The sequence below is a fragment of the Paenibacillus sp. BK720 genome (genome assembly GCF_011761545.1).
GTDB lineage: Bacteria > Bacillota > Bacilli > Paenibacillales > Paenibacillaceae > Pristimantibacillus.
Map to the genome: position 1 here is coordinate 1 of NZ_JAASRQ010000002.1, position 24568 is coordinate 24568.

Annotated in this window: 15 protein-coding genes and 1 rRNA gene; 14 read left to right on the forward strand and 2 right to left on the reverse strand. The window is 47.3% G+C overall.

From position 1 onward, the window contains the following. Together FHT67_RS07120 and FHT67_RS07125 are read left to right on the forward strand one after the other, a co-directional pair. Positions 1 to 95: ribosomal RNA gene (locus tag FHT67_RS07120) — 23S ribosomal RNA — on the forward strand; the annotation flags it as partial. 398 nt (positions 96 to 493) lie between these two features. After that, positions 494 to 1132, forward strand: a complete 639-nt coding sequence (locus FHT67_RS07125; RefSeq protein WP_167196897.1) for a cell wall hydrolase — start codon at positions 494 to 496, stop codon at positions 1130 to 1132. A 46-nt stretch (positions 1133 to 1178) separates the two neighbouring features. On the opposite strand, the gene FHT67_RS07130 is transcribed toward FHT67_RS07125, so the two are convergent. Both FHT67_RS07130 and FHT67_RS07135 read right to left on the reverse strand, forming a co-directional pair. Next, positions 1179 to 2525 (reverse strand): Nramp family divalent metal transporter, encoded by a 1347-nt coding sequence (locus FHT67_RS07130; RefSeq protein ID WP_132307131.1) that lies wholly within the window; start codon positions 2523 to 2525, stop codon positions 1179 to 1181. A gap of 255 nt (positions 2526 to 2780) precedes the next feature. Further along, complete coding sequence (locus tag FHT67_RS07135; protein ID WP_167196900.1) at positions 2781 to 2987, reverse strand: hypothetical protein; 207 nt, start codon at positions 2985 to 2987, stop codon at positions 2781 to 2783. 212 nt (positions 2988 to 3199) lie between these two features. Between FHT67_RS07135 and sigK the strand changes: the two genes are divergently transcribed. The 12 genes from sigK to FHT67_RS07195 all read left to right on the forward strand — a co-directional run bounded on the left by sigK (position 3200) and on the right by FHT67_RS07195 (position 24547). After that, positions 3200 to 3898 (forward strand): RNA polymerase sporulation sigma factor SigK, encoded by a 699-nt coding sequence (gene sigK / locus FHT67_RS07140; RefSeq protein WP_015845870.1) that lies wholly within the window; start codon positions 3200 to 3202, stop codon positions 3896 to 3898. Between the two features lie 213 nt (positions 3899 to 4111). Then, the gene (locus tag FHT67_RS07145; RefSeq protein ID WP_167196903.1) at positions 4112 to 5467 is read left to right on the forward strand and encodes a glycosyl hydrolase family 28 protein; all 1356 of its coding nucleotides are present in this window, start codon (positions 4112 to 4114) and stop codon (positions 5465 to 5467) included. Positions 5468 to 5583: 116 nt separating this feature from the next. Beyond that, positions 5584 to 7191, forward strand: a complete 1608-nt coding sequence (locus FHT67_RS07150) for a response regulator (protein ID WP_167196906.1) — start codon at positions 5584 to 5586, stop codon at positions 7189 to 7191. Positions 7192 to 7244: 53 nt separating this feature from the next. Beyond that, positions 7245 to 8975 (forward strand): cache domain-containing sensor histidine kinase, encoded by a 1731-nt coding sequence (locus FHT67_RS07155; protein ID WP_167196909.1) that lies wholly within the window; start codon positions 7245 to 7247, stop codon positions 8973 to 8975. 100 nt (positions 8976 to 9075) lie between these two features. Beyond that, entirely contained in the window at positions 9076 to 10425 is a 1350-nt protein-coding gene (locus FHT67_RS07160; protein WP_167196913.1) for an ABC transporter substrate-binding protein, read from the forward strand. An 81-nt stretch (positions 10426 to 10506) separates the two neighbouring features. After that, complete coding sequence (locus FHT67_RS07165; RefSeq protein ID WP_167196916.1) at positions 10507 to 11412, forward strand: carbohydrate ABC transporter permease; 906 nt, start codon at positions 10507 to 10509, stop codon at positions 11410 to 11412. Further along, positions 11413 to 12255, forward strand: a complete 843-nt coding sequence (locus tag FHT67_RS07170; protein ID WP_132307124.1) for a carbohydrate ABC transporter permease — start codon at positions 11413 to 11415, stop codon at positions 12253 to 12255. A gap of 18 nt (positions 12256 to 12273) precedes the next feature. Beyond that, entirely contained in the window at positions 12274 to 13428 is a 1155-nt protein-coding gene (locus FHT67_RS07175; RefSeq protein ID WP_167196919.1) for an AGE family epimerase/isomerase, read from the forward strand. An 82-nt stretch (positions 13429 to 13510) separates the two neighbouring features. Further along, positions 13511 to 15115 (forward strand): glycoside hydrolase family 43 protein, encoded by a 1605-nt coding sequence (locus FHT67_RS07180; RefSeq protein ID WP_167196922.1) that lies wholly within the window; start codon positions 13511 to 13513, stop codon positions 15113 to 15115. A gap of 882 nt (positions 15116 to 15997) precedes the next feature. Then, positions 15998 to 18661 (forward strand): heparinase II/III domain-containing protein, encoded by a 2664-nt coding sequence (locus FHT67_RS07185; protein WP_243867015.1) that lies wholly within the window; start codon positions 15998 to 16000, stop codon positions 18659 to 18661. Further along, entirely contained in the window at positions 18658 to 22068 is a 3411-nt protein-coding gene (locus tag FHT67_RS07190; protein ID WP_167196925.1) for a hypothetical protein, read from the forward strand. The genes FHT67_RS07185 and FHT67_RS07190 overlap by 4 nt, the downstream gene beginning before the upstream one ends. 166 nt (positions 22069 to 22234) lie before the next feature. Next, positions 22235 to 24547 (forward strand): helix-turn-helix domain-containing protein, encoded by a 2313-nt coding sequence (locus FHT67_RS07195; protein WP_167196929.1) that lies wholly within the window; start codon positions 22235 to 22237, stop codon positions 24545 to 24547. The last annotated feature ends 21 nt before the right edge of the window (positions 24548 to 24568 follow it).

Below are 24568 nucleotides of genomic sequence, written 5' to 3' on the forward strand. Positions count from 1 at the left end.
AAGACCCCTTGAAGACGACGAGGTTGATAGGTTCGGGGTGGAAGCACAGCAATGTGTGGAGCTGACGAATACTAATCGGTCGAGGGCTTATCCTAAAACAACCCCCAAAAAGTGAAGTTAAGCGTTGCAGCTTATTCCGATTACTTTTCGGGGACCCCGCAAGAAACTTAAGGGATTCAAACTTTCGCATCCAGTTTTCAAGGCGCAAGGCCACGTACATATTAAACCTGCCTGTTCTAGGCAGGTTTTTTTGTTGTTTACAGATAAATGTTTGTAAACATTTGTATGGATATATACCGACCATAACTGCAATATATTTTCGAATTAATATAGAGTAATGAGTAATTAGCCATAAATTATGATGAATAATGAGAGTAATATTAGAACGAATGAGAAATTTCTATGAATACCCAATTATTCAGGATAGTTATGGTAAACTCAAAAAACGCGAGTCTAAAGACAAGCAAGCATACATACTGGAGGGATCGCATACATGAAACGAAAGCTTGGCACACTCGTCTTGTTGATGCTGATAGCATCTATCCTCTGCCTGCCTTTGGAGGCGTCGGCTGCATCGTTAAAGGTAGGCAGCAAAGGGACTGAGGTTAAGGATTTGCAGGAAAGACTTTATATGTTGGATTACTATAAAGGCAATATAACGAGTTATTTTAGCATATCAACGAAGTCTGCTGTAGCAGCCTTTCAGAAGGGCGCTGGCTTGAAGCCCGATGGCGTTGCCGGCTCCGCAACGCTGCACGCTCTGCACAAAGTAACCGTAGACCGCTCTGACTTGTCCCGTATGGCGAGAGTCGTTAACGCAGAGGCGGGAGGCGAGAGCTATAAAGGGAAGATTGCCGTAGCGGCCGTTATTTTAAACCGTACAAAAACGAGCGGTTTCCCAAGTACAATTCGAGGAGTTATTTTTGCTCCAAGCGCATTTAGCGTCGTTAGCAACGGGCAGTTCTGGAAGATGCCGACGGTCAGCGCATTGGATGCTGCCAAGGATGCAGCAAAGCGGATTGATCCTACGCATGGCGCCTTGTATTTCTACAATCCCAAAATTACGAATTCCCAATGGATGAAGTCGCGCCCGGTAACCGTAAAGATCGGGAACCACGTGTTCACCAAATAATAAAAAGAAGCCTGCCGTTTACGCATTCGTAAACGGCAGGCTTTTTTTAACCAAAGAAGGTTTTGTATAGCAGGAACACGTTAAGGACGATGATGACAACAGCTACAAACCAAGCGAGTATTTTCATCCATAGCGGATTAACGAAATTGCCCATTTTCTTTTTGTCGCTGGTGAATTGAATAAGGGGAACGACGGCAAAGGACAATTGGAACGACAGAATAATCTGACTGAGAATCAAGAGCTGTGCCGTGCCGCTTTCACCGGAAATCGCGGTAACAATAACGGCCGGAATGATGGCGATCAGCCGCGTAATCAGGCGGCGAAGCCAAGGTTTAAGCCGGATGTTCAGGAAGCCCTCCATGACGATCTGACCGGCAAGCGTGCCTGTCAGCGTCGAGTTTTGCCCCGAAGCAAGAAGCGCTACACCAAATAGAACGGAACCAACCGCCGTACCGAGAAGCGGTGTTAATAAATCATACGCTTGACTGATTTCTGAAACTTCGGTCATACCTGCTTCATGGAACGTAGCGGCTGAGATGATCAGTATTGCGGCATTTATGAATAAAGCGAAGAACAGAGCTATGGTTGAGTCCCATGTCGCGTATTTGATGGCCTCGCGTTTGCCAAGCTCCGTCTGATCGTAACGTCTGGTTTGCACGATGGAAGAATGCAGATACAGGTTGTGCGGCATTACGGTAGCGCCAAGGATACCAATGGCAATGTACAGCATCATTGGGTTAGTGACAATGTGTTGGCTGGGGATTAAGCCAGAGAACAGAGCCGGTGCATCCGGTTTTGCCAGAAAAATCTCGGTAATAAAGCAAGCTCCGATTGTAAAAATTAGAACAATAACAAGTCTTTCGATATACTTGAAACCTTTATTCTGCAGAAGAAGAACAATAAAGACGTCGAGCACGGTTATGATTACTCCGTAAATCAAAGGTACGCCAAACAATAAATTCAGCGCGATCGCTGAGCCGATAACCTCGGCCAAATCGCAAGCGGCGATAGCCAGCTCGCATAGCAGCCATAACGTAAAGACAACCGGCTTACTGTAATGGTCCCGACATGCCTGCGCAAGGTCTCTCCCTGTGACTATACCCAATTTTCCTGCCAATGCTTGCAGGAGAATTGCCATCAGATTTGAGATCAGAATAACCGAAAGCAGCGTGTAACCAAACATGGCGCCTCCGGCTATATCCGTTGCCCAGTTTCCCGGGTCCATATAACCTACGGCTACAAGGTAGCCGGGTCCGGCAAACGCCATAAACTTTTTCAACCAGGAGCCCTTTGTTGGAATGCGGAGCGAACGGTGTACTTCCGGCAAGGAAGGCTGCGTACCTTGCGTACGCCAAGCTTCATCCTGCGACTGCGTAACGGATGTCTCCATCATGAAAATCACCTCTTGTCTTTTCCTTAGCTAATATTGTTGCATCAGTGCAACTTTTCTGTCTAAAAAAACCACATACTTAGGAGTATGCAGAGCGGATTTTTTTGTTTCTTAATTTTATTGTACTCGTGCAACTTTTTTTGTCAATGACAACTTTCAGCCTGTTAGATCGAATACCACATGGTATGGATTCATTTTGCGATGGGTGAAGAGAAAATGCAAAGGGTCGTTCCTTGGAGAGAACAACCCTTTACCAATCTAATCCTCATCATAATGATCACGATGCTCAGTATGTCCGTCGAAAGCATGCTGGACATTCTCCATGAATTCTTCGACGGCTTCGCTGATCATGTCGATTGGACCGGAGCTCTCGTGATCCTTCGGCGTATTGATTCCGGCTACTGTATTCGAGGTTTCGTTATAGAACTCATCATATTCATCATTATGCTTATCTCGTCTGCTCATGAATCAACAACCTCCTCGGCTAACATTCCATGTCTTAAGGTAGTTTACCCAATCTAAATGAAATGAATCAGGCCTTCCACGAGCACGATAAAAATGATTACCCCATACTGTACATGCACACTTAGGCCTATGCCCACATACAATGTAGAACTGACGTATTCGGAGGATGGCTTAGTACGGAGTCTTTCCATTACAGCATGGGGGTGTACAGTATGGGGTTGTTTGCAGCTATTGCGCTATTCATTAAGCAGTTGTCACTGCTTGTATCTTATGTGAAAAATAATGCTTTCCCGCAGCCGCTGCATGAAGAGGAAGAGATGAAGCATTTGCAATTGATGGCCGAAGGCAACGCACATTCGCGCAACTTACTTATTGAACATAACCTGCGCTTGGTCGCCCATATAGTGAAAAAATTCGATAATACAGGAGAAGATCTCGAGGATCTAATCTCGATCGGAACGATTGGTTTGATTAAAGCGATTGAGAGCTTCCAGACCGGAAAAGGCACCAAGCTGGCGACATTTGCCGCTCGTTGTATTGAAAACGAAATACTTATGCATTTGCGCTCTTTGAAGAAGACCCGCAAGGATGTGTCCCTGCATGACCCGATTGGCACGGACAAAGAGGGGAACGAGATTACGCTGATCGATATCCTCGGCACGGAGGCCGATGATGTCGTGGACCGGGTACAGCTGAAAATCGAGAAGAGCAAAATCTATCGCAATCTCGATATTCTCGACGAACGGGAGCAGGAAGTGATCCGCGGCCGGTTCGGCCTGGATCATGGCGGGGATGAACGGACGCAGCGGGAGATCGCGAAGGAGCTGGGGATTAGCCGCAGCTACGTGTCGCGGATTGAGAAGAGAGCACTTATGAAGCTGTATCATGAGTTTTATAAGGCGAAGAAGTGACTAGTAGTTAATCAATAAAATATTGTAATAAGCAAAGACAATCCCCTTGCGAGGTGGATTGTCTTTTTGATACGGACGGATTATGGCTTGCGCATTCGTGTTACAAAATTCTTAAAAAAGAGCACATAGTTCTATAAAAAACACATACCGCTCCCGGAAAGCGCGCTATAGAATGAACTTAATCTTATGCAGCAGTAATTGGGGGAACGCTTGGTGAAGGATCTATTCGATGTAAAAGAATTCGGGGCCGTAGGTGATGGCATTTCGATTGACACGCGCGCAATTCAGGAAGCTATTGATGCTTGTCATGAAGCTGGCGGTGGATATGTTGTACTTGCCGGAGGCACATTTGTTTCAGGAACGATTTTTCTCAGATCAAACGTCTATTTGCGGGTGAATCCCTCCGCAACTTTGCTTGCCAATCCGGATATCGGAGATTATCCGGACGGGACGCATTATAACCGTTACGTAAATGAGAAGGATATGGATAAATGCTTTATTTACGCAGAGGACGCGGAGAATATCGGCGTGGTTGGCCAAGGCGAGATTAACGGCAACGCCGAGAGTTTCCCGAACGTAGGAAGCATCTATCGTCCGATGATGATGCGCTTCCTTCGTTGCCGGAATATTCATGTCAAAGGTCTACGTCTATACAACTCAACGGCGTGGACGACAGCTTTTCTGGACAGCGAAAATATCTGGTGTGAAGGTCTCGATATCCGGAATGACAAACGGTATAACGGGGACGGATTGGATTATGACGGTTGTAAAAACGTGTTTATATCTAATTGCAAAATTCTCGGCACCGATGACAATCTTTGCCTACAGGCAAGCAGCAAGGATTTTCCGATGAAAAATGTCCATATCAGCAATTGCCATTTCACCTCGATATGCGCAGCTGTCCGAATCGGATTGAAGTCTGTCGGAGATATTTCGAATGTGGCTATTCATAATTGCACGTTTGAGAATGTATGGCGGGAAGGCATTAAAATCGAGTGTACGGAAGGCGGGAGTATTACAGACATCGTGGCGCAGGGACTCGTGATGAGAAATGTTTCGCGGCCGATCTTTATTATTCTGAACAACCGCTTGGATGTTATTGGCTCATCGATTGGTCTTGATGAAATGCCGGCGATCGGCACGCTGGAACGGATCACACTGACGGATATCATTGCGGTGGATGATGAAGAGATGCGAAAAACCCATTATCGATTCACCGACGACGTCATGGGCTGCCCGTCATTCAGCGGGATTCGGGTTGATGCGTGCAAACCTTATCCAATCCGTGATTTAACGATAAGGAATATGGCCTATACGTTTATCGGGGGAGTTAAAAAGGAAGATATTCCAAACGAATACCCGGAGGTATGGGATTTGCGTAATAACCATCCGGAGAAGGTATCCGAGAATTATTACCCGACTTGGAGCCGTGCAACGTTTATGGATATACGTTGTGTAGACCGGTTAGTATTGGACGGAATGAAGCTTCATGCGAAATACGAAGATACGCGGGAATCGTACCTGCTGGATAATTGCAATACGTTAAAGATGGATATACTAGAGTATTAACATAGAAGGGCATGCAGGGACGCGATCGAAAGTCGCGTCCCTGTTCCAGCATCGACATGGGCATGTAGTATTGAGCTATAATCTTAAACATAGAGCAAATGAAGGGGGAGGTCACGATGAACGTCACAGTCGTTCTAGCCGACGATGAGCCGCTTATCCTGAAGGGACTGAGCAAGCTGATTCCATGGGAAGAGCAAGGGATTGACATTATTGGATTCGCGTACGACGGGAAAGAGCTTCTTGAGATGATCGAGCAGCGTAAGCCTGATATCGTGATCAGCGATATCAGCATGCCGCATTTAAGCGGAATCGACATTATAAAGGAAGTGAAGCATCGCGAGCTGCCTTGCAAGGTTATTTTTGTCAGCGCCTATCAGGAATTCAAGTATGCCAGAGATGCCATTGCCTACGGTGCAGTCGATTATCTGGTTAAGCCTGTCAAAAAATCGGATCTCGAAGCGGTGCTGGCTAAAGCGCTCTCCCTTATTCTTGAAAAGGGTGAGGAGGACCGCCGGCGCAGCAAGTTGGACCTGCTCGAGCGAAAAAATCATGACGATGAGGTAGACGGATGGGTCGAGCAGCTTGCCGAGGGTACATTGTCGGAACAGTCCGAAGGCTACCGTTATTTGACAGAAAAGCTTTTGGGGCCGCTATATACCATAGGTGCTGCGAGAATTGATCCGGTCGGTAACGATAACGAAAGATGGCCGATGCAGACGCAGAAGCTGGTCCAATTCGCTATTCATAATATTGTGCAGGAAAGTATTGCGGGAATTGGACAAGGTTATTCCTACGAGAAAGCCGGCAGCTTCGTGTTTGCTTTGAGTTATGAGGAGCCCGGCTTGCCGGTTCGTCTGGCGGAAACCATTAAGGACAATATCTTTAAATATCTGAAGCTTAACGTATCCGTCGGAGTTGGGGAATCTGTAAAACAATTGTCTCAATTAAGCCAATCGCGCGAACAAGCAGAGCACGCGCTATCGATGACGTATTTTACAGGATTGCACCGGGTCATCCGATACCGGAAGCCTGAACAGCGCAAAGACAGGGAGAAGGAGCTGTTCATATTACAGTCTGAAATTATCCGCGTTATGACGGAAGGCTCCTGGGACATCGTTCTGCTTAAGGTGAAGGAGCTGCTTCAGGTTATTGAATCCGCCGCAATTGGCAACCGCCAGCTTGCGGTGTCGACCTGCTTCTCGGCACTGCTTTATATCGTGCAGGAAGTGAAAAAGTCCGATGCTCCCATGTCGGACTGGGGCTTTGATATTCAGCATTTGCAAAGCCGGCTGGGGAAATACGAGACTTTCGAAGAGATGTGCGAGGGGGTCTACGATATGATGCAGCTCTTATTCAATCGGATCGGCGATAATCCGGATCACAAGGAGCAGACGATGATTGCCCGAGTGGTTCAATATATCGAGCAGCATTATATGGAAGATATATCGCTGGAGTCTGTTGCGGCGGTTGCCTTTATGAACCCTTATTATTTCAGCAGCTTCTTTAAGAAGCAGATGAAACGGAATTTCAAGCAATATGTAACCGATTTGCGGATGGAGCATGCTCTATCTCTTCTCAAGCACACCGACATGATGGTCTATGAGATTGCGGAGAAAGTCGGCTATAACAATGCAAGGCATTTCAGCGACATGTTCAAGAAACAAACAGGCAGGCTGCCTCAAGAGTATAAGAACGCTCTGAGGGATTATGGCGGAGGGGATTAATCATTCGAAAATGGTGGAACAGCGTATTCGTTAAGTTTTCAGCAGCATTCCTAATGGTCGGACTCATTCCGCTTATCGCTCTTAGCGTTTTTTCGCTGCAGGCGTTCACGGGTCATGTTCAGCAATTCACGGTTAATAATCTGAAGCAGATGTCGCTTTATATGAGTTATAACGTGAATAACTTTTTCTCCGATTATGACGAGATTACCCGCCTTATGTATACGGGAAAGTACGAAGGATATTCGCATAACGAGTCGACGAACCAGACCGTTAATGTCAACCAGAACGAGCAGATCAACAATATTCCGATCGCCGCATTTCTAAGAACGGTCTTGTACAGCGATAAGCATATCAGGAGCGTGTTTTTCATTCGTTCCATGGACGAAAAGATCTACTATGAGACGAGGCAGAGCAAGCCGCTGCAGATAGAAAAGCTGCCGGTCGCAGAATGGCTGAAGCCGCTAGAGAAAGATCCGAACCATCTGTCTATTTATCCGACTCACAGCGAGACTTATTACAATTCGCAGAATCAGAAAGTCATTACATTCGGGCGTAATTTGATTGACATTTCAGGCACATTAACATCAGTGCCGAAGGTTGTGGGAAGCTTATTCATCGAAGTTGATGCCGGTGTGCTGGACAGCTTATTCCAGGAGTTGAATCTTAACAAGGATGACGAGCTGTATGTGCTGGATAGCAACGACCGATTGTATTATAGCAATAAACCGGCTCCGGTTGATTCGGAGCAGGCAGCATCCTTCAAAAGCGTCAATGATACGAGACTTCTTGTGTTTACCAGCGATATTCCTTACTTGGATGGACGTATTCTTATCAGAGTATCTAAGCAGGAATTGTTCAAGCAGCTCACATCCACCCAATCAACCGTATATATTGCGATTGCCGTCTGCGCGATCGTGCTTCTTGGCATGGGTACTTTATTCTCGAGAAGACTAGCTGCCCCCATCCGTCAGGTTCTGCAGCACATGAATAAAGTAGAGATGGGGAATCTGGATATTCAGATTCAGGATTATAAAAAGGATGAAATCGGACGCTTGGCAGTTGGTTTCAATCGGATGTTAGACAGGCTTAAAGTCTTCATTAATGATGCTTATGTTGCGGAAATCAAGCAAAAACAGGCAGAACTGAACGCGCTGAAGAGCCAGATTCGCCCCCATTATTTGTACAATACGCTCGAGGTTATCCGGATGAACGCGGTCTACAACGATGACAGTGAGGTAGCGGATATGATCCTGGCCTTGTCAAACCAATTAAAATACGTCATCGATTACGGGGAAGACTGGGTTTCTATTGAGGAAGAGCTGGATCATCTGAAGGATTATTTCTACATTATCCGGGTCCGGTATGAGAATCGGATCGATCTCAGGCTTCAGGTTGCTGATAATGTAAAACCAAATTACCAGTTACTTAAGCTGTCGTTGCAGCCTATTGTAGAAAATGCCATTCAGCATGGCATTCGCCCGAAGGGTGGCAAAGGAAGCGTGCTTGTTTCCGTCGAGCGGTTGGAGGACAAGCTTTGCGTTACGGTATATGACGATGGGGCGGGCATTAGCGGGGACAAGCTGCAAGAGCTGAATCAGCTCCTGTCGAAGCCGGAAGCGCCAAGCAAAAATGTAGGTCTGAAGAACGTGCACGACCGGATTAAGACGACCTGCGGAGAGCCGTATGGCCTCGAGATAAGCAGCATAGAGAATGTAGGCACCTCCATCCGGCTGCTATTTCCTATCATGGTGAAACATCTTAAATTACCTGCACATGAGGCTTAAAAAACTTCATTCATCGCAAATGCAGGCGATGATAAGCTTAATGGCAAGGAAGTCGACATCCTTGAAGAAGTGCTGATCCTAAAAGGGAGGTTACAGAAAGATGAAAAAGAAATCATTCCTTCAGCTATTTTCCTTGGTCCTGATCCTGTCGTTAGTGCTAACGGCATGCGGGGGTCAAAACAACAATTCAGGTTCAAACAGCGGCTCATCGTCCAACGAACCTCAAGGTTCGAACAATGGGGGAGAGAAGGCTAAGCCCGTAACGATCTCGATCGCTTATGCGACCGGCGATCCGGCGACTAAGCAGGCGATCGAAACAACGATCGATGCTTTCACGGAAGCTAATCCTAACATTACGATCAAGAACATTAGCGAAACAACCAGCGACTCTTATCTGGACTGGCTGAAAACAAAAGATGCCGTTGGCGAGTTTCCCGATCTGGTAGAAATGCGCGACACGAAGGTGTTCGCAGATGCAGGCAAGCTGGCTGAACTTCCGCAGGAGCTCCACGATCTGTTCACTTACCTGCCGGAATACAACGGTAAATATTACAATGCTCCGCTGACAGGCAACGCGCCGAACGGAATCATTTACAGTAAGAAAGCTTATGCAGATGCTGGTGTTACGGAATTGCCGAAGACGTACGACGAATTCCTTGCTATCCAGGAAAAGCTGGCAGCAACAGGCATCTCGCCAATTGTTGTAGGCGGTAAAGATTTGTTCCACATGGGCTTTTGGGTGAACTACTTCCTGATTAATAATGTGTACAATAACGATCCGGACTGGAACTCCAAGCGTACAGCAAAGTCAGCAAGCTTCACGGATGCTGCGGTTGTACAAGCGATAACGGATTACAAAGATTTGTTTACGAAATATGTAGACAAAGGCTGGCTTAGCACGGCTGATAACCAAACGGCATCGATGCTGATCTCCGGCAAAGCCGCTCAACTATACTCCGGTCCATGGATGTTTGGTCAAATTTCCGAAGCAGATCCAAACTTTGAATACGGTTTCTATGCGCTTCCTAACAAAGACGGTTCGGTTATTGTGAACGGATTGCCAACACTGGCGGGCTGGTCTCTCTCGGCTGAAGCAGCCAAAGATCCAGCAAAGGTAGAAGCGATTACAGCCTTTATTAAATTCTTCTTTGATGCGGCGCAATACAGTCCATATCTGGCGACGGTAAATGGTATTCCGACGACTAAAGCCGAAGTTACCTACGAAACAGGCGAGCAGATGAAGGAAGTGCTGAGGCTGATGGCTGATACTTCTGTTAAGAAATCGATGATGATTAACCAATGGTTCGGCGATAATGCGATTCCTCCGCAATTCCGCAACTGGTTCTATAAGTTGCTGCAGGATCTGGTTGTCAAAAATGCCGATGTTAACGAATACATGAAGCAGTCCGATACGGAATACGACAACAATGTGAAGGCCAATAGTCAATAACATCCTAGAAATAAACATGCGGGATAACCTCTGCTTACCCGGCAGAGGTTTTCTTTCTATAAGAGGCAGGAGGAGTGCGTTATGAGTGCCACAGCATTAACTAAGAAAAGAAAGCAATGGTGGCGGAGCTACGCGATATGGTTTATACTGCCGGCTTTTATCCTGTATAGTCTGTTCGTCATGCTTCCCACCTTAAGCAGTATTTATTTAAGTTTTACTTCATGGGACGGAATTAGTGAAAATGTCCGGTACATCGGTATAGACAACTTCAAGGAAATTTGGGAAAGTCCACGGGTTCATAATGCATTAAAAAACACAATCATTGTAGCTATTTCACTTGTAGTCTTGGAGAACGTTGTTGCATTGCTGCTAGCCATATTGGTAGACCAGGTGCGCTGGCTACGTCATTTCTTTCGCAGCATCTTTTATTTCCCGGTATTGATGAGCGGCATCATTATGGGCTTTATTTGGATGATTATTCTGAACTACAATTTTGGGGTCGTTAATCAGGTGCTTGATATGATTGGACTAGGTTCCATTAAAGCGGATTGGCTCGGCGATCCGGATTTTGCCTTGCTATCGATCATATTGTCAACGGTGTGGAAATCTTCAGGCTACTATATGATCATTTACCTTGCAGGTCTGCAAGGAGTTCCGCAGGAGCTGCTTGAAGCGGCAAGTATTGACGGGGCGGGTAAATGGAAGCAGTTCCGTCACGTGACTTTCCCGCTGCTTGCAGGTGCTACAACGGTATGTGTCATGCTGTCGATGATCAATTCCTTGAAGTTGTTTGATCAGATCGCAGTTATGACCAACGGTGGCCCCGGCTTCGCAACAGAGACGTTGACTTATATTATATACAAGGTGGCGTTTGGCGAAGGCAGACAAGGTTTCGGCACCGCACTTGCCATCGTGCTGTTCATTCTCATCCTGATCGTATCGCTGATTCAAATTCGCGTGCTTCGCAAGAGGGAGGTGCAGATGTAAATGAGTAAAAAAGCTAAAACACCAGTGACGGCAGGCAATATTCTTTTGTTCGTTGTCACAATTGTCATCGCTATTGTATTTGTCTTTCCGATCTTCTTCAACATTATGTCCGCCTTCAAATCGAACGCAGAAATTATGAAGGACGCGATAGCTTTTCCGAAAGGATTTTATGTTGAAAGCTTCAAGTATTTGGTGACGAAGACGGACTATCCGAAAGCGATGCTGAATAGTGCTATTCTAACACTTGGTTCTATTGCAGCCATGATTGTTATTATCCCTATGGCAGCTTACGCTATTGAACGGAATAACAAGAAGTGGACGAATGCTGTCTTTGTTTTCTTCCTGTTCGGTATGATGGTTCCGTTCCAGGTTTATATGATTCCGCTGTTCAAGGAATTAAATATAATGGGGCTGTTTGGCAATTTGGTTGGACCTATTATGATTTACATTGCCGGTTCGGTTGGATTCGGTGTCCTGCTGTACACCAGTTTCCTTAAAGGTGTTCCGCGCGAAATCGAGGAGTCGGCAGAAATTGACGGCTGTACCCGGATCGGAATTTTCTGGCGTATCGTATTCCCGCTTCTAGGACCGGTTACAGCGAGTATGGTCGTGCTGCAAGGCTTAGGGATTTGGAATGACTTCCTAATGCCGATGCTTGTTCTCCCCTCTGGGCAGACGAAGACGATGATCGTCGAGCTGTTCTATTATGTCGGCGAGTTCTCTTCCCGCTGGGACATGATCTTCGCGGGCACGACTATGTCACTTGTGCCAGTGCTGATTGCTTTCCTGTCCCTTCAGAAGTATTTTGTTAAAGGCGTCTCTTCCGGCGCAATCAAAGGATAGTAGTAGAGGAGATTCATTATGTTGAATGAGACGGATAAGGTATGGCTGCATGGCGTTATTGCTAAAATCTCCAATAAGATGGAATGGGTAAGCGAGAAGACAAAAGATAAGATTCCTTATACAACGATTAATGGCACATACGATGACCGTTCGGCGCACAATCCGACAGGCGATGCCGCAGACGGACTCTGCTGGTGGACCAACGGCTTCTGGGGCGGCATGATGTGGCTTATGTACCACGAGACTGGCAATGAAAAGTACAAGGGAATCGCCCAAATTTCGGAAGGTAAACTGGATCAATGCTTCCAGGACTACTATGGTCTGCATCATGATGTAGGGTTTATGTGGCTACCTACCAGTGTGGCCAATTACCGGGTAACGGGCAATCCGGAATCCCGTAAACGTGCGATGCATGCTGCGAATTTGCTGGCAGGACGATTTAATCTTGCCGGAGGTTTCATTCGGGCTTGGAATGATCTTGAGGGGCAGGATACAAGAGGCTGGGCAATTATCGATTGCATGTTTAATATTCCGCTTCTTTATTGGGCTTCGGAAGAGACGGGGGATCCTCGCTTTAAGCAAATCGCCATGAAGCATGCGGATACGACGATGTCAGCTTTCGTTAGAGCGGATGGTTCGGTGAATCACATCGTTGAGTTCGATCCGTTTAACGGCGGAGTGGTGAAGACGTATGGCGGTCAAGGCTATGAAGAAGGTTCGTCATGGACAAGGGGGCAAACCTGGGCGCTGTATGGCTTTATGATGAGCTATATTCATACCGGCAAAGAGGAGTACCTGCAGACAGCGAAACGTATTGCGCATTATTTTATTGCTAATATTCCGGATAGCGGAGTTATCCCGGTCGACTTCCGTCAGCCGGCTGAGCCGCGGCGGGAAGATGATACTGCTGCAGCGATTGCTGCCTGCGGCCTGATTGAAATCGCAAAGCGTGTCGGTCCTTACGAGAAGGATTTCTTCTTAAATGCAGCTATTAAATTACTCCGTACGCTCGACGAGTCCCGTAGCGATTGGACAGAATCCACGGATGCAATCCTGCAGAATGGAACCGGTGCCTATCATTCCAAAACACATCATCATGCTATTATTTACGGTGATTATTATTTCATCGAAGCCATTTTCAAGCTGAAGGGCAATGATCTTTATCTCTGGTAGTTAAAATGAATCAGCCTGTATAAATCAAGAAGCCGCCGATCGATCATCCATACGGCGGCTTTTTGTCGAAGGAGATAACCTAATGACCATTATTCATAATCCTGTATTGCGGGGCTTTAACCCTGATGCATCCATGCTTCGTGTTGGCGACGACTATTATATCGCCACTTCAACGTTCGAATGGTTCCCGGGCGTACAAATACATCATTCCCGTGATCTTATTAACTGGCACGTCATATCCCGCCCGCTTGACCAAGCGTCCGTGCTGGATCTGCGTGGTGTGCCAAGCTCCGGTGGTATCTGGGCACCAGCGCTGACTTACGACAATGGCATCTTTTATTTAATGATTACTACCGTTATGGCACGTCGCGGCGTTTTTAAAGATCTGCATAATTATCTGCTTACGGCAACGGATATTAACGGACCATGGTCCGAGCCTCTCTATTTGAACAGTAGCGGATTTGATCCGTTCCTGTTCCATGATGACGACGGGAGCAAATGGCTGCTTAATATGAGGTGGGACTTTCGCAAGGGGAAGAACCGTTTCGCTGGAGTTGTGATGCAACAATATTGTCCGGACCAAAGAAAACTGATTGGCGCGATAAAGACTGTTGCTACAGGGACATCAATTGGCGTAACGGAAGGTCCATTTCTGTTCAAGCGTGAAGGCTGGTACTATCTGCTGCTCGCTGAAGGTGGAACGGGCTGGAATCATGCGGCGACACTGGCGCGGTCACGCTATATTGACGGTCCGTATGAATACGATCCCGATTATCCGCTCATTACGACGGTGGACGTGCAGGATCATCCGCTTCAAAAGGCCGGTCATGGCGCGATTGTTGAAACGCAAAACGGGGAATGGTATTTATCCTACATTTGCGCACGTTCATTACCGGGAAGACGATTATCCCCGCTCGGACGCGAGACCGGTCTGGCAAAGGTCGTTTGGACGGAGGACGGATGGCTGCGTTTGGCAAGCGGAGGGAAAGCACCAGCTTTAATCATGGAGCCGCCGGATTTGCCGCTGCATCCGTTCCCTGTGTTGCCGGCAGTGGATCATTTCGATCATGATAAGCTTAGTGCTCAATTTTTTACGCTGAGAGTGCCTGCTGCTGAAGACTGGCTCAGCTTGACAGAACGTCCGGGATTTCTACGGCTTCGCGGCAGGGAATCGCTTTACTCTTGGTTCCGTCAAAGCATGGTGGCAAGAAGGCTGGAGGAATTCTGCTGCGAAGCGGAGACCTGCCTAGAATTCGAGCCTGAGCATTTTAATCAAATGGCCGGATTGACACTATACTACGATGAATCCGATCATTTCTATTTGCGAATGAGCCGAGATGAAGAGAGAGGCCGGCATGTAGCACTGATCACAACCCGGTTAGGCCAATACGATGAACCAGACGATGCGTATGTATCCGTCGAAGGCTGGAATCGCTGCTATATGAAGATAAGAATCGATTACGAACGCGTACAATTTTATTGCTCTCCAGATGGATTGGCGTGGCAAGCGGTTGGTCCGGTTTTGGATTTGGGACAGTTATCCGATGAATATGAAGGAAAACTTGGCTTTACCGGCACGTTTGTCGGTCTCTGTGCGCAGGACTTGTCAGGGACGATGAAGCATGCGGACTTCGACTATTTCAAATACGTGAACCATGAAGGGACTAGCGTGGAAAGTCTTAATTGAAGTATTAGAAACAAATCCCCTATCCAAGTGCTTGATTGGAAAGGGGATTTGTTATTCCGCACAGTGTAGTTTATGAAGCCGGTAAGCTGCAGGAACCGCTTCAGCATTACAACCGCTTCAGATCAGCGCGACTCTTGTAATCGCCTCCAAATAATGAACTGTTAGTTTCACCACCAAGGAGAAAATAGCACAGCTCTCGTCTTGTTTTCTTAACATCTTCATAATTTAAACCCCTGTCTTTACGCTCAAAATTTTTGCTGAAGATTTCGTTGTGATTATTGTTACTTTTCAACCCTATCATTAAAATTGCAGACTTACCCGTTGTACGCAGGCATGGGAGAATCGGGGAATCTATTATAGGGGAAAGGTGATGTAATGATGCTCAGAACAGAATATCGGGAGAAGCTGGAGGCCTTAGTGAATCGGGCTAAGGAAATTTTGGAGTCCAGAGGAGAGTACTACACAGATGGAGCCAAGTTAGCTTTGGAGGATATGTTGCAGGCAGCCCAACAAGCTCTTGACGGAACAACTAACCTTCCTTTTTCTCGAAGTCGAGAGTTTTATGTACCACGCGAAGATGAGGCCATTCCATTTGCAGCCAAAAGATTTACGATGGTACCTCCCTTTAAGGAAGAGGGGGATGTATATACCCATTACGGTCTTGAGACTGCTATTGAATGGTTTGAAAAGCAGGAATTGCTCGGTAGCGAGGATATGCTCCTGAGTAAGGCAGAATTAGCGATAACAAAGGCTAATGAATTGCTATCGGGAATAAGGTACGGAGATGAAATAGGATTTTATAATAAGGCAGCTGGCAATAAGCTCTTAGATTCTTTACAAGTGTTAGTAAAGAAGAAGGAGTGCTATAGTTCCGGAAATCCCATGCAGGAATTGGCACGGGCTGTCGTAGATTGCTTCAACCGGATTCGGGAGCTCCGTCATTCCCGTGTACTTCGTACGGATGTCGAGCCTACCTCTACCCTTTACTTGGACCAGGAAGGGTTACGTCGGGTGAAATCGATGATCGAGTCGGATGTTCTTATCCGGAAGCAGTATGAAGAAATTAGCCGAATTTCGGACCACTATAGCTTGAATTATATCGAGAATGCCGTTTCCATGCTGATCAACGGTGCATCAAACTACGAAGAGTTAAACCGACATTTTTACTTGTGGAGCTCTACGGATAAAATCGTAAACTTTCGTACGCCAGAAGGTGCAGTTCAAGCTACGTTGTCGTTTATCCTCCCTTCCGAAGACAATGAGCAGGATGGTCTTGGACATGTCTGGATTGATAATCTCGATATCTTATCAGCGAGCGGAGGCAGTCTGACGATCGGTAACCGGGGTTTTGATGCAGGTGCTGGCAAGCCAGACGATTGGGTGCCGGAAGCAAGAAAAGGAAGGCCCATCATGAAGTGGGAAGACAAGTATCCCTATTGTGGCGGAGGTGACCGATACCGGTTGGAGCCTGCCAATACGTCTTCACAAGCTAATCCACGTTATAGGGAAGGGGACTCAAGACGTTCGCTGTATATTTGCAACCCCACGAAGGAGGATGAAGGCTCCTGGCACTACGAAGGAACCTTTATTGTGGAGGGCGATGCCGGATATACCTTAACCTTTGAGGCGAAGCTGGACGGTAAGCTCAAGAAGGGGCTGAAGACCGTCATTACATTCCTGGATGTTGAAGGTAAAGCCATAGGGACATTTGATTATGCGTTTAACAGAAAATCCCATCTTCCCGGTGGGCGTTTCCAAATGGCTATGCAATGCGACGCTATTCGTTACGCGGTGACAGGAGAGTCTGTATACGCTCAAAAAGTTAAACATGCACTTCTGTACATTCTAAATGATTTTTGTCAAGGAGCCGAGCATTGGCTTGTTACGAATCTTCGTCCGGAGGGCAGCGACAGCTACGGTGCTGTGCAAGGGGGAAGACTTCTAAGCAGCGCCGCGGTAAGTTACTCCTTCATTAAGCAGGCAGAGGTCTTCTCCGATGCGGAGAAGAAGCGCTTTTACGGAATGGTCGAATACTTGCTGCGTTATATGCTTGACCTAAGGGACAGGACCGAATGGACAGCTTACGATGCGCAGGCAGGCTGCACAAACTGGCAGACGGACATGTGTGCCGGAACGGGTTTTATGATGATGGTATTAAACGACTTTCCGAATCGGCATACATGGCTGTATAACGCTAACACCATACTGAAAGCACAACTGGAGCTAAACATAAACCCGGATTCGTCCTGGCCGGAGTCGATCCGGTATCATCATGCCGCTCTTGAACGTTTTGCCGGCTATGCCAAGGTACTGCAAAATGTGCAAGGGGAGAATTGGTTTGAAATAACGCCACTAACCCGGATGTTTGGTTTCAGCATAGAGATGCAGACACCTGCATACGAGTATTTCTCCGGACGGATCGGTACGCCGCCTTTCGGCGATCATGCGCTTGGCGGCGGAGAAGAGTTCGGTAGCTTCGCGGTATATTTAGAGGATGTAGAAAAGGTTGACCGCCGTTTAGCGGATCGGATGTACCATACCTGGGTGGCTGCGGGCAAACCTTATAAGAAACTATGGGGCGAGGGCATAGCATTGGAGAATATCATGGGCCCAGGTGATCTATACGTACCTACACGCTCGCTGGAGCTGAGCTCTACGGACCAATTCCCTCAAGCTGGTATTTATATATTCCGCAACCGGTTCGGAGAACGAAATCAAAGCTACTTCGCCATCATGTCGAGTCCGGAACCAATCGGTCACGGACATTTGGATCAAGGCTCATTCATCTTGTACAAAAACTCGATTCCTCTTGTTATGGATTCGGGAATCGAGGGTTACTTCGACAGCAGTACGAGTTGGCATATCAGCTCTTATTCCCATTCCTGTTTGCAATTCGCTACAAAGTTTACGAATATTCCAAAGCAAGGCACAGGCGCAATCAACCTTTCGGCCGGAACCTATAGTCTGGAGCGCGGATGGGCAGATGTACCAAGAACTAGTCGTGTGCTGGAGGTAACAAGGAACGATTCCGTGGAGAGCATTACCATTGAGATTCTTAATCCGGAAGGGAAAGGGCGTCATATCCGGCATGTTTCGTTTGTGAAATCTCCTGAACTCTATGTCATAAGGGACACGGTGGAGGATTTTGATAACCAGGTGTTATTTACATTGCCTGTAGCGTCCAAGCGCTCCGTTCTTAATGGCAACAGGATATATTCACACGGGGTATACGGATTGGATCTAGAGACTGCATTTCTAACTCCGCTTCATACGATCAGGCTGGAGAAAGGACGGTCTACGCCGTTCTTTGACAGCGGGGAAGAGGAAACTTGCATGATGGACTATATCCGGGCAGTCGCCGATGCAAAGGATGGCTTCCTGACTTTACTGCATCCGAAGAAGCAAGGACAGCCGGAAATGCAAGTCGATATTTTGCGGGATGGTACAGTTACTATTCAAGCACAAGACAAGACAATTCGCTTAGTAAGGGACCATTACGGAGTACGTTTGATTGATTCGGCGTTGGAAGGAGTGGTTACGCAATGATCGTGCAGATTGATTTATTGAAGGAGTGGAAGACAGAAGGGACTATTACCGCTAATGGCTTCAACCTGCAAGATAATCTGCTGCTTCGTTTTCCTGCAGCTGCGGATGCCGTAGGCTGGTATCCGATTGGATTCGAGCGGGGAAACGATTCTGCGCTGGATGTGATGGATTGGTACGGTATTCTTTTAAATGTTTTTACGGTCGAAGATTCAGCGGAGATTAGCATTCATGCTCATTTCGCGGATAACCGAACCCTGCAAGCCAAATTATCAATAGCTGGCGCAGGCCATCATGAGGTAAGAGTAAGGCTTGGAGATTTCGATGTGGAAGCAGCTCAGGCTAATATTTGGCGCTTCTTAGACGGCCTGGAGTTTCAAGGGAATGCCGAGCTCCGATCGGCGAAGATGGTTCGGGGTGAGAAGCTATTCGTTCATGCGGACATTAGAGGCAAGTCCGGGGAGGCCGGGGAGTCCGTTGTTTACACAATGACCGTCTATAATTGCACGGATTCGCACCAGCTAGTCTCGGTCAAACAGAAATACAACGGCTGGGAGTCCCTGCATCCACAGCTGTCATCCAAGGAGTTCGTGCTTGAGCCGTTTGGCTGCAAAGAGGTAACAGCCGATATTCAGGTGCACGAGACCATGGTGCCAGGCGGTCATGAAACGACTGTTTTGGCTTTTGTCCCGAACGGGGATGGAGGAAGCGCTAGCCAAATAGAGCTGAAGACGATGCGTTGCCTTCCTCATCCTTATATTTACTGGAACAAAGAGCAGTGGGCGGAACGCAGGTTGATGATCGACCGGCATGATGAGTTCAAGCCTGGGTATGAGCGTATTCTCGCAGATGCTGACGCATGGGTAGCCAGACCGCCAGTTCCCGTAGAGGAGAGGGATTACTGTTACGATACCTATGAAGAGCACTATATTATGTCAGCCGCTTATGCTTATGCGCTCACTAGAGAGAAGCGGTACGCCGAGAAGGTTGCCCAGTTCCTCCGTTATTTCATCGATGAGGAGAACGGTTATCCGAGGAAAAAGAAGGGCTGCAGCCAAAGCTATGTGCAGGAGGGGCATTTTTTTCAACATCTAGCCATCCCGTATGACATTATCTATAATGCCGGGGTTCTGACACCTGAAGAGCACAGAGGGGTGGAAAAAAGCTTCCGGATCTACATGGACATTCTTGATCATCACATCCGGAGAGGACATATCTCCAATTGGCTGATTTCCGAGATTACGGGTGCTTTCTATTGTGCACTGGCTATTCAGGATATGGAGAGAGCACTTCGGTTCGTGTTTGGTCCGGGAGGCTCTATTGAACAGCTGAGATACGGTTTGTTCAACGACGGTTGGTGGCATGAATGCTCTGTTAGTTATAATACCTGGGTATCGTCGATGTATATTCATACGGCACATGCGCTGCTGCCTTTTGGCATGAATCTCCTGCATACGCATTTCCAGATTCCGTTTAATCATGAAGTGAACAGCACTTATGGCGGCCGCGATGCCGAATTGCGCTTTGGAATGTATAACAAGAAGTGGGGCGGCAACCGTAAGAGCTACATTTGTATAAAGGATATGTTTGATGCTACGCTTCCTTTTCTGGATGACAGAGGGGTGCTCTTCGGTATGAATGATTCCAATGAAAGAAAACTGGAGGGCGTGCATTTCGGAGCGACCTACAATTTGGCCTATAAGTACTATAAGGATTCTGAGTACATCCCTGTGATGAGAATGGATCAGGAGACAGATCCGATCTTTGGTTATGCCGATCTTCCGGAGTCGGAATCCTCTTATGCGAGGAAAAATGCTTACGCCGATAATGTTGGAATTGCTATGCTGAGGAGCCAAACGCCGGGAAGAGAGCAAAGGCAGCAGATTCAGGCGGTGCTCAGGTACGGCTCGCATGGTTATGCCCATGGACATTTCGACCGGACTGAGCTTCTCTCCGTCATGCGTTATGGGCGAAGCTTCTACAATCCCGAGCATGTATGGTGGGGCTACGGCCATTTCATGTACAAATTTTACGTGCAAAATTCCATGACGAAAAATATGATCGTGGTCGACGGCAAAGTACAGGTGCCTGCTGATTCCGTAAGAAGCTTGTTCTATAGCGGCAAGGCGATTCAAGCTGCTGCGGTGGAAACGACGGCAACCTGGGCTTATCCTCCGTATGGCGGGATGATATATCGGGACAACGAGACGTTGGAGGAACGATGCGCTATGAACGCAAGTTCGCTGCCAGAGGCGCCGGATGGCGCCAAGTATGGCGAACTGTCGGCGTTTACGGAACCTGTCCGGCAGAAACGGGTTATGGGTGTAACCGATGATTATATCGTCCTGTTTGATTTTGTACGGGGGGAGCAGGAGCATCAATATGACTGTCTGTTCCAAATAAAAGGGTTTAAAGAGCTGAAAGCGGATCAATTGGTTGAGAGAAAGCATACGAGTCAATGGTCGGATAATCCGCTTTCGGATGCCCAATTTATTACGGATTGCCGATGGTACGAAGCAGAAGGAACAAGCGTAGCCCGATTCGAGACGATCTTCGGCGCAGACGAGGATTTGAGAGGGACACGGTCTGCCTATAATATACCAGGCTCGCTCAAGATGGATATTCATACCGCTTGGCCGCGGCATACGGAGCAGATTCTCGGGCGGGCTGCCGAGAATCATGGCATAACCATACCGATGGATTATGCGATTGAAGTAGATGGCAAGGTTATGGCGGAAGGCGGCTTCGGGGCATGGATACTAGGCGAGGGCAAGGTCGAGATTGAGCTTGGTGAACACGTCAACACGTTGACACTGCGGGTGAAGAATCATCCTGTCTACAACGAGCAGAAATATCCGGAACGGACGAAGCAAGGGTTGTTCTGGGGAGAGGCGTATATGATTACCGAGGATGGCGCCAAGCTATGGATAAGTGAATTGTCCCCAGAGTATGAAAACGTTGATGCCGGCTGCGGAATCGGCAAGGATTACGAGGGCGGCCGCGTAACGATTGTAGGGCATGAATATCCCCGCGCGATTCCGACAAGTCCGGTTGACCATGAGCAAGAGGCGATCATAAGGGTTAATATCGCTCATCTTCGTGCAGTCCGCTTTGTGGGGCTGATCGGCGCGGACGCTTTTCCGGGAGACGAAGCGCAAAGGCGAATGACTTACGGGATCCGGTCAAGGGGCAGAATCGGAAGGTTTATTACCATCGTTGAGCCTCATGAAACAACTGGAATGATAGAATCTGTTCATGCCGATGATGAAAATACGGTAACGGTCGAGCTTCGAGATGGCCGTACACAGATTATAACCGTGCAGCAGATGGAATTGGACAGCAACTGCTTGCTGCTGCAGGAATACCGGAACGGTATACTGCTCCGGGAGGAGCTTGCGAGCGGCAATTAACGAAGATTGGCAAAAAGGCATGTAGGGCAGGAGGCGAGCTCTCCTGCCTTTTTCATTTGGGAACTTCTTAAATAACCTGACATCTTGCATAAAAATACCGCATACAAGGCTTCCGCTGCTGTTTCTATAATGAAGGGATAACGAAACTGACTGGGAGGAAGAGCTTATGAAAGCTGTTCGCCGTTTTTTATTCAGAAAGAGCCTATTAATACGAATCATATTATCTTATCTATTTGTTGGTCTCGTTGTGATAGCCGCGCTGACACTTACGATTACTTCGAGGGTTTCCGAAAATTTAAAGACCGAAATAACCCAATCGACGGACCGTTCGCTGGAACAGTCTTACAATACGGCGAATATTTTGCTCAGCTCTACCTATCAGCATTTTGCAAGCGCTTACGGATCGGCAGATATTCAAGCTGGTTTTTATGCCAATGAGTTTGATACGGAAATGATGGGGAGAATCGGCAGCGAGCTGACGGATCTCGCCAATACGAACCCTATGGTTCACTCCGTCTATTTAATCAATACGAGGCAGGAGCTTGTCTTCTCTTCGCTCACGACGGTCAGAGGTTTTTCTGAATTTTATGATCAACAGATTCTTCATCTTCTTGAGAATACAAAGACTCTTCGGGACAGTGTGTTTATTCCCAGGAGTACATCGTTTGTTTACGATACGAAGCCGTTTAACGGCAACCTGATCTCAATCGCCTATATGAGTAACCGAGACGACCATGTATCCAATGGTGCCCTGATTCTTAACTTGGACCAACAGGTTCTGCAGCGTATGATGATGAAGGGCGCCGGAAGCAAGTCTTTCCAATCCATGATTTTGAATCGGCAAGGTGTTGTTATATCCCATTCGGATGAAGCGAAAATCAACTCCAATCTTTCGGAGCTTCCTGCTGTTCAAACTATTTTGAACTCCGAATCCTCGCAAGGCGTGCTAGAAACGGGAATCGATGGAACCGATCACCGCATTTTCTATATAAAGTCCGATAGCTTGGGCTGGATTTTTATCGGTGATATCGATTACGCGAGCCTTCTGAGCAAAGTAAATGAGATCCAGCGGTACATTCTTTTTGTAACTGCAATGATTTTGTTTGTTGTTATTGCAATCGGGTTCATATTCACCCGAATGATTTACGGTCCCATTCACCGAATTATTAAAAATATGAGCAAATCAGCGAATTCGGGGGCGGTAAGCGAGTTCGACCTGCTTTCGGAGACTTTCCGCTACTTGGAACGAAGGGTACAAGACTTGCAAGCGAGCATGGCAGGCTACCATTTTACGGAGAGAGCGGAGACCCTTCGGCTGCTGACAACCGGCGGCTGGAGCAGCGAGTCTGATCTGACAGGCAGACTGTTAAGGCTGGGGTTACAGCTTCCGGCTGCAGGATTTCAAGTTGGTATGCTTTGTCTGGATGATTACGGGGAATTGAAGAGGACTTACAACCCAAATGACCTCAACCTGCTGAAGTATGGCGTATCCAATATTGCGGAGGAGCTTGGCGGCGCTCAGCTACAAACATTCAGTTTTGATGGCGGGGAGGACATAGTCGTTGTTTTGTTTCTGAAACCATTCGGCTTGGCTGCGGAACTGAAGCAGCTTCTGATTGATATCCAGCAGCAAGTGGAAAGCTTTCTTAAGTTAACGGTTACAGCAGCTCTAGGCTCTTATGTTGATGAGCTTCGGCAAATTCCTTTGTCATGGCAGTCAGCCTATCATGCTTCACGATACCGGATAGCATTCGGCAGGAAGTGCTTTATCCCCGAAGACATTGAGGACAGCCGGGAACCAATTGCGGACAGCATTTCCTCTGCGATGGAGAAGCAGGTGACCGACAGCATGAAGCTTGGCGACGCTGTAAGGACTAAGGAAGCCATTAGGCAGTATTTCAGTCTTCTGCGGAAAGCGCCGTTCGATGAAATGATGTTTCTTCTGAATCAGCTTCTCTTCAGCGTCCAGCGAACCTCCAAATCGATGGCTTCAGGAGACTTGAGCGGCATGCTCCATGATATAGGTACGCTCGGGCAGCAGTTGTACAAATGGGAGACGCTGGACCAAATTGAGGAATGGTTCGTTGAGCTGGGGGATGCAGCTATCCGAACAAGAGACAAACAGCACTCCCAGAAGAACGTGCTCATTGTGGAGAAGCTAAAGCAGCATATTCATTGCCATTATGCCGATTCTAACCTGACGGTCGAAATGCTTGCGGAAGTAGCCGGGTTGTCGGTCAATTACATGAGGAAGATTTTTAAAGAGATTGCCTGCGTTTCTCTTAATCAATATATTGCGGATTACCGCTTTGACAAGGCTAAAGAGCTGCTTTTGACTACGGATTTGCCGGCCAATAAAATTGGCGAGATGGTAGGCATCGACAATACGAAGTATTTTTATATTTCCTTTAAAAAACATTGCGGAAAAACGCCGGATCATTTCCGGAAAAGCAGCAATGGACGCGTGGCGGAAGCCTAAATATCAGCTGGTAAGCCCCTT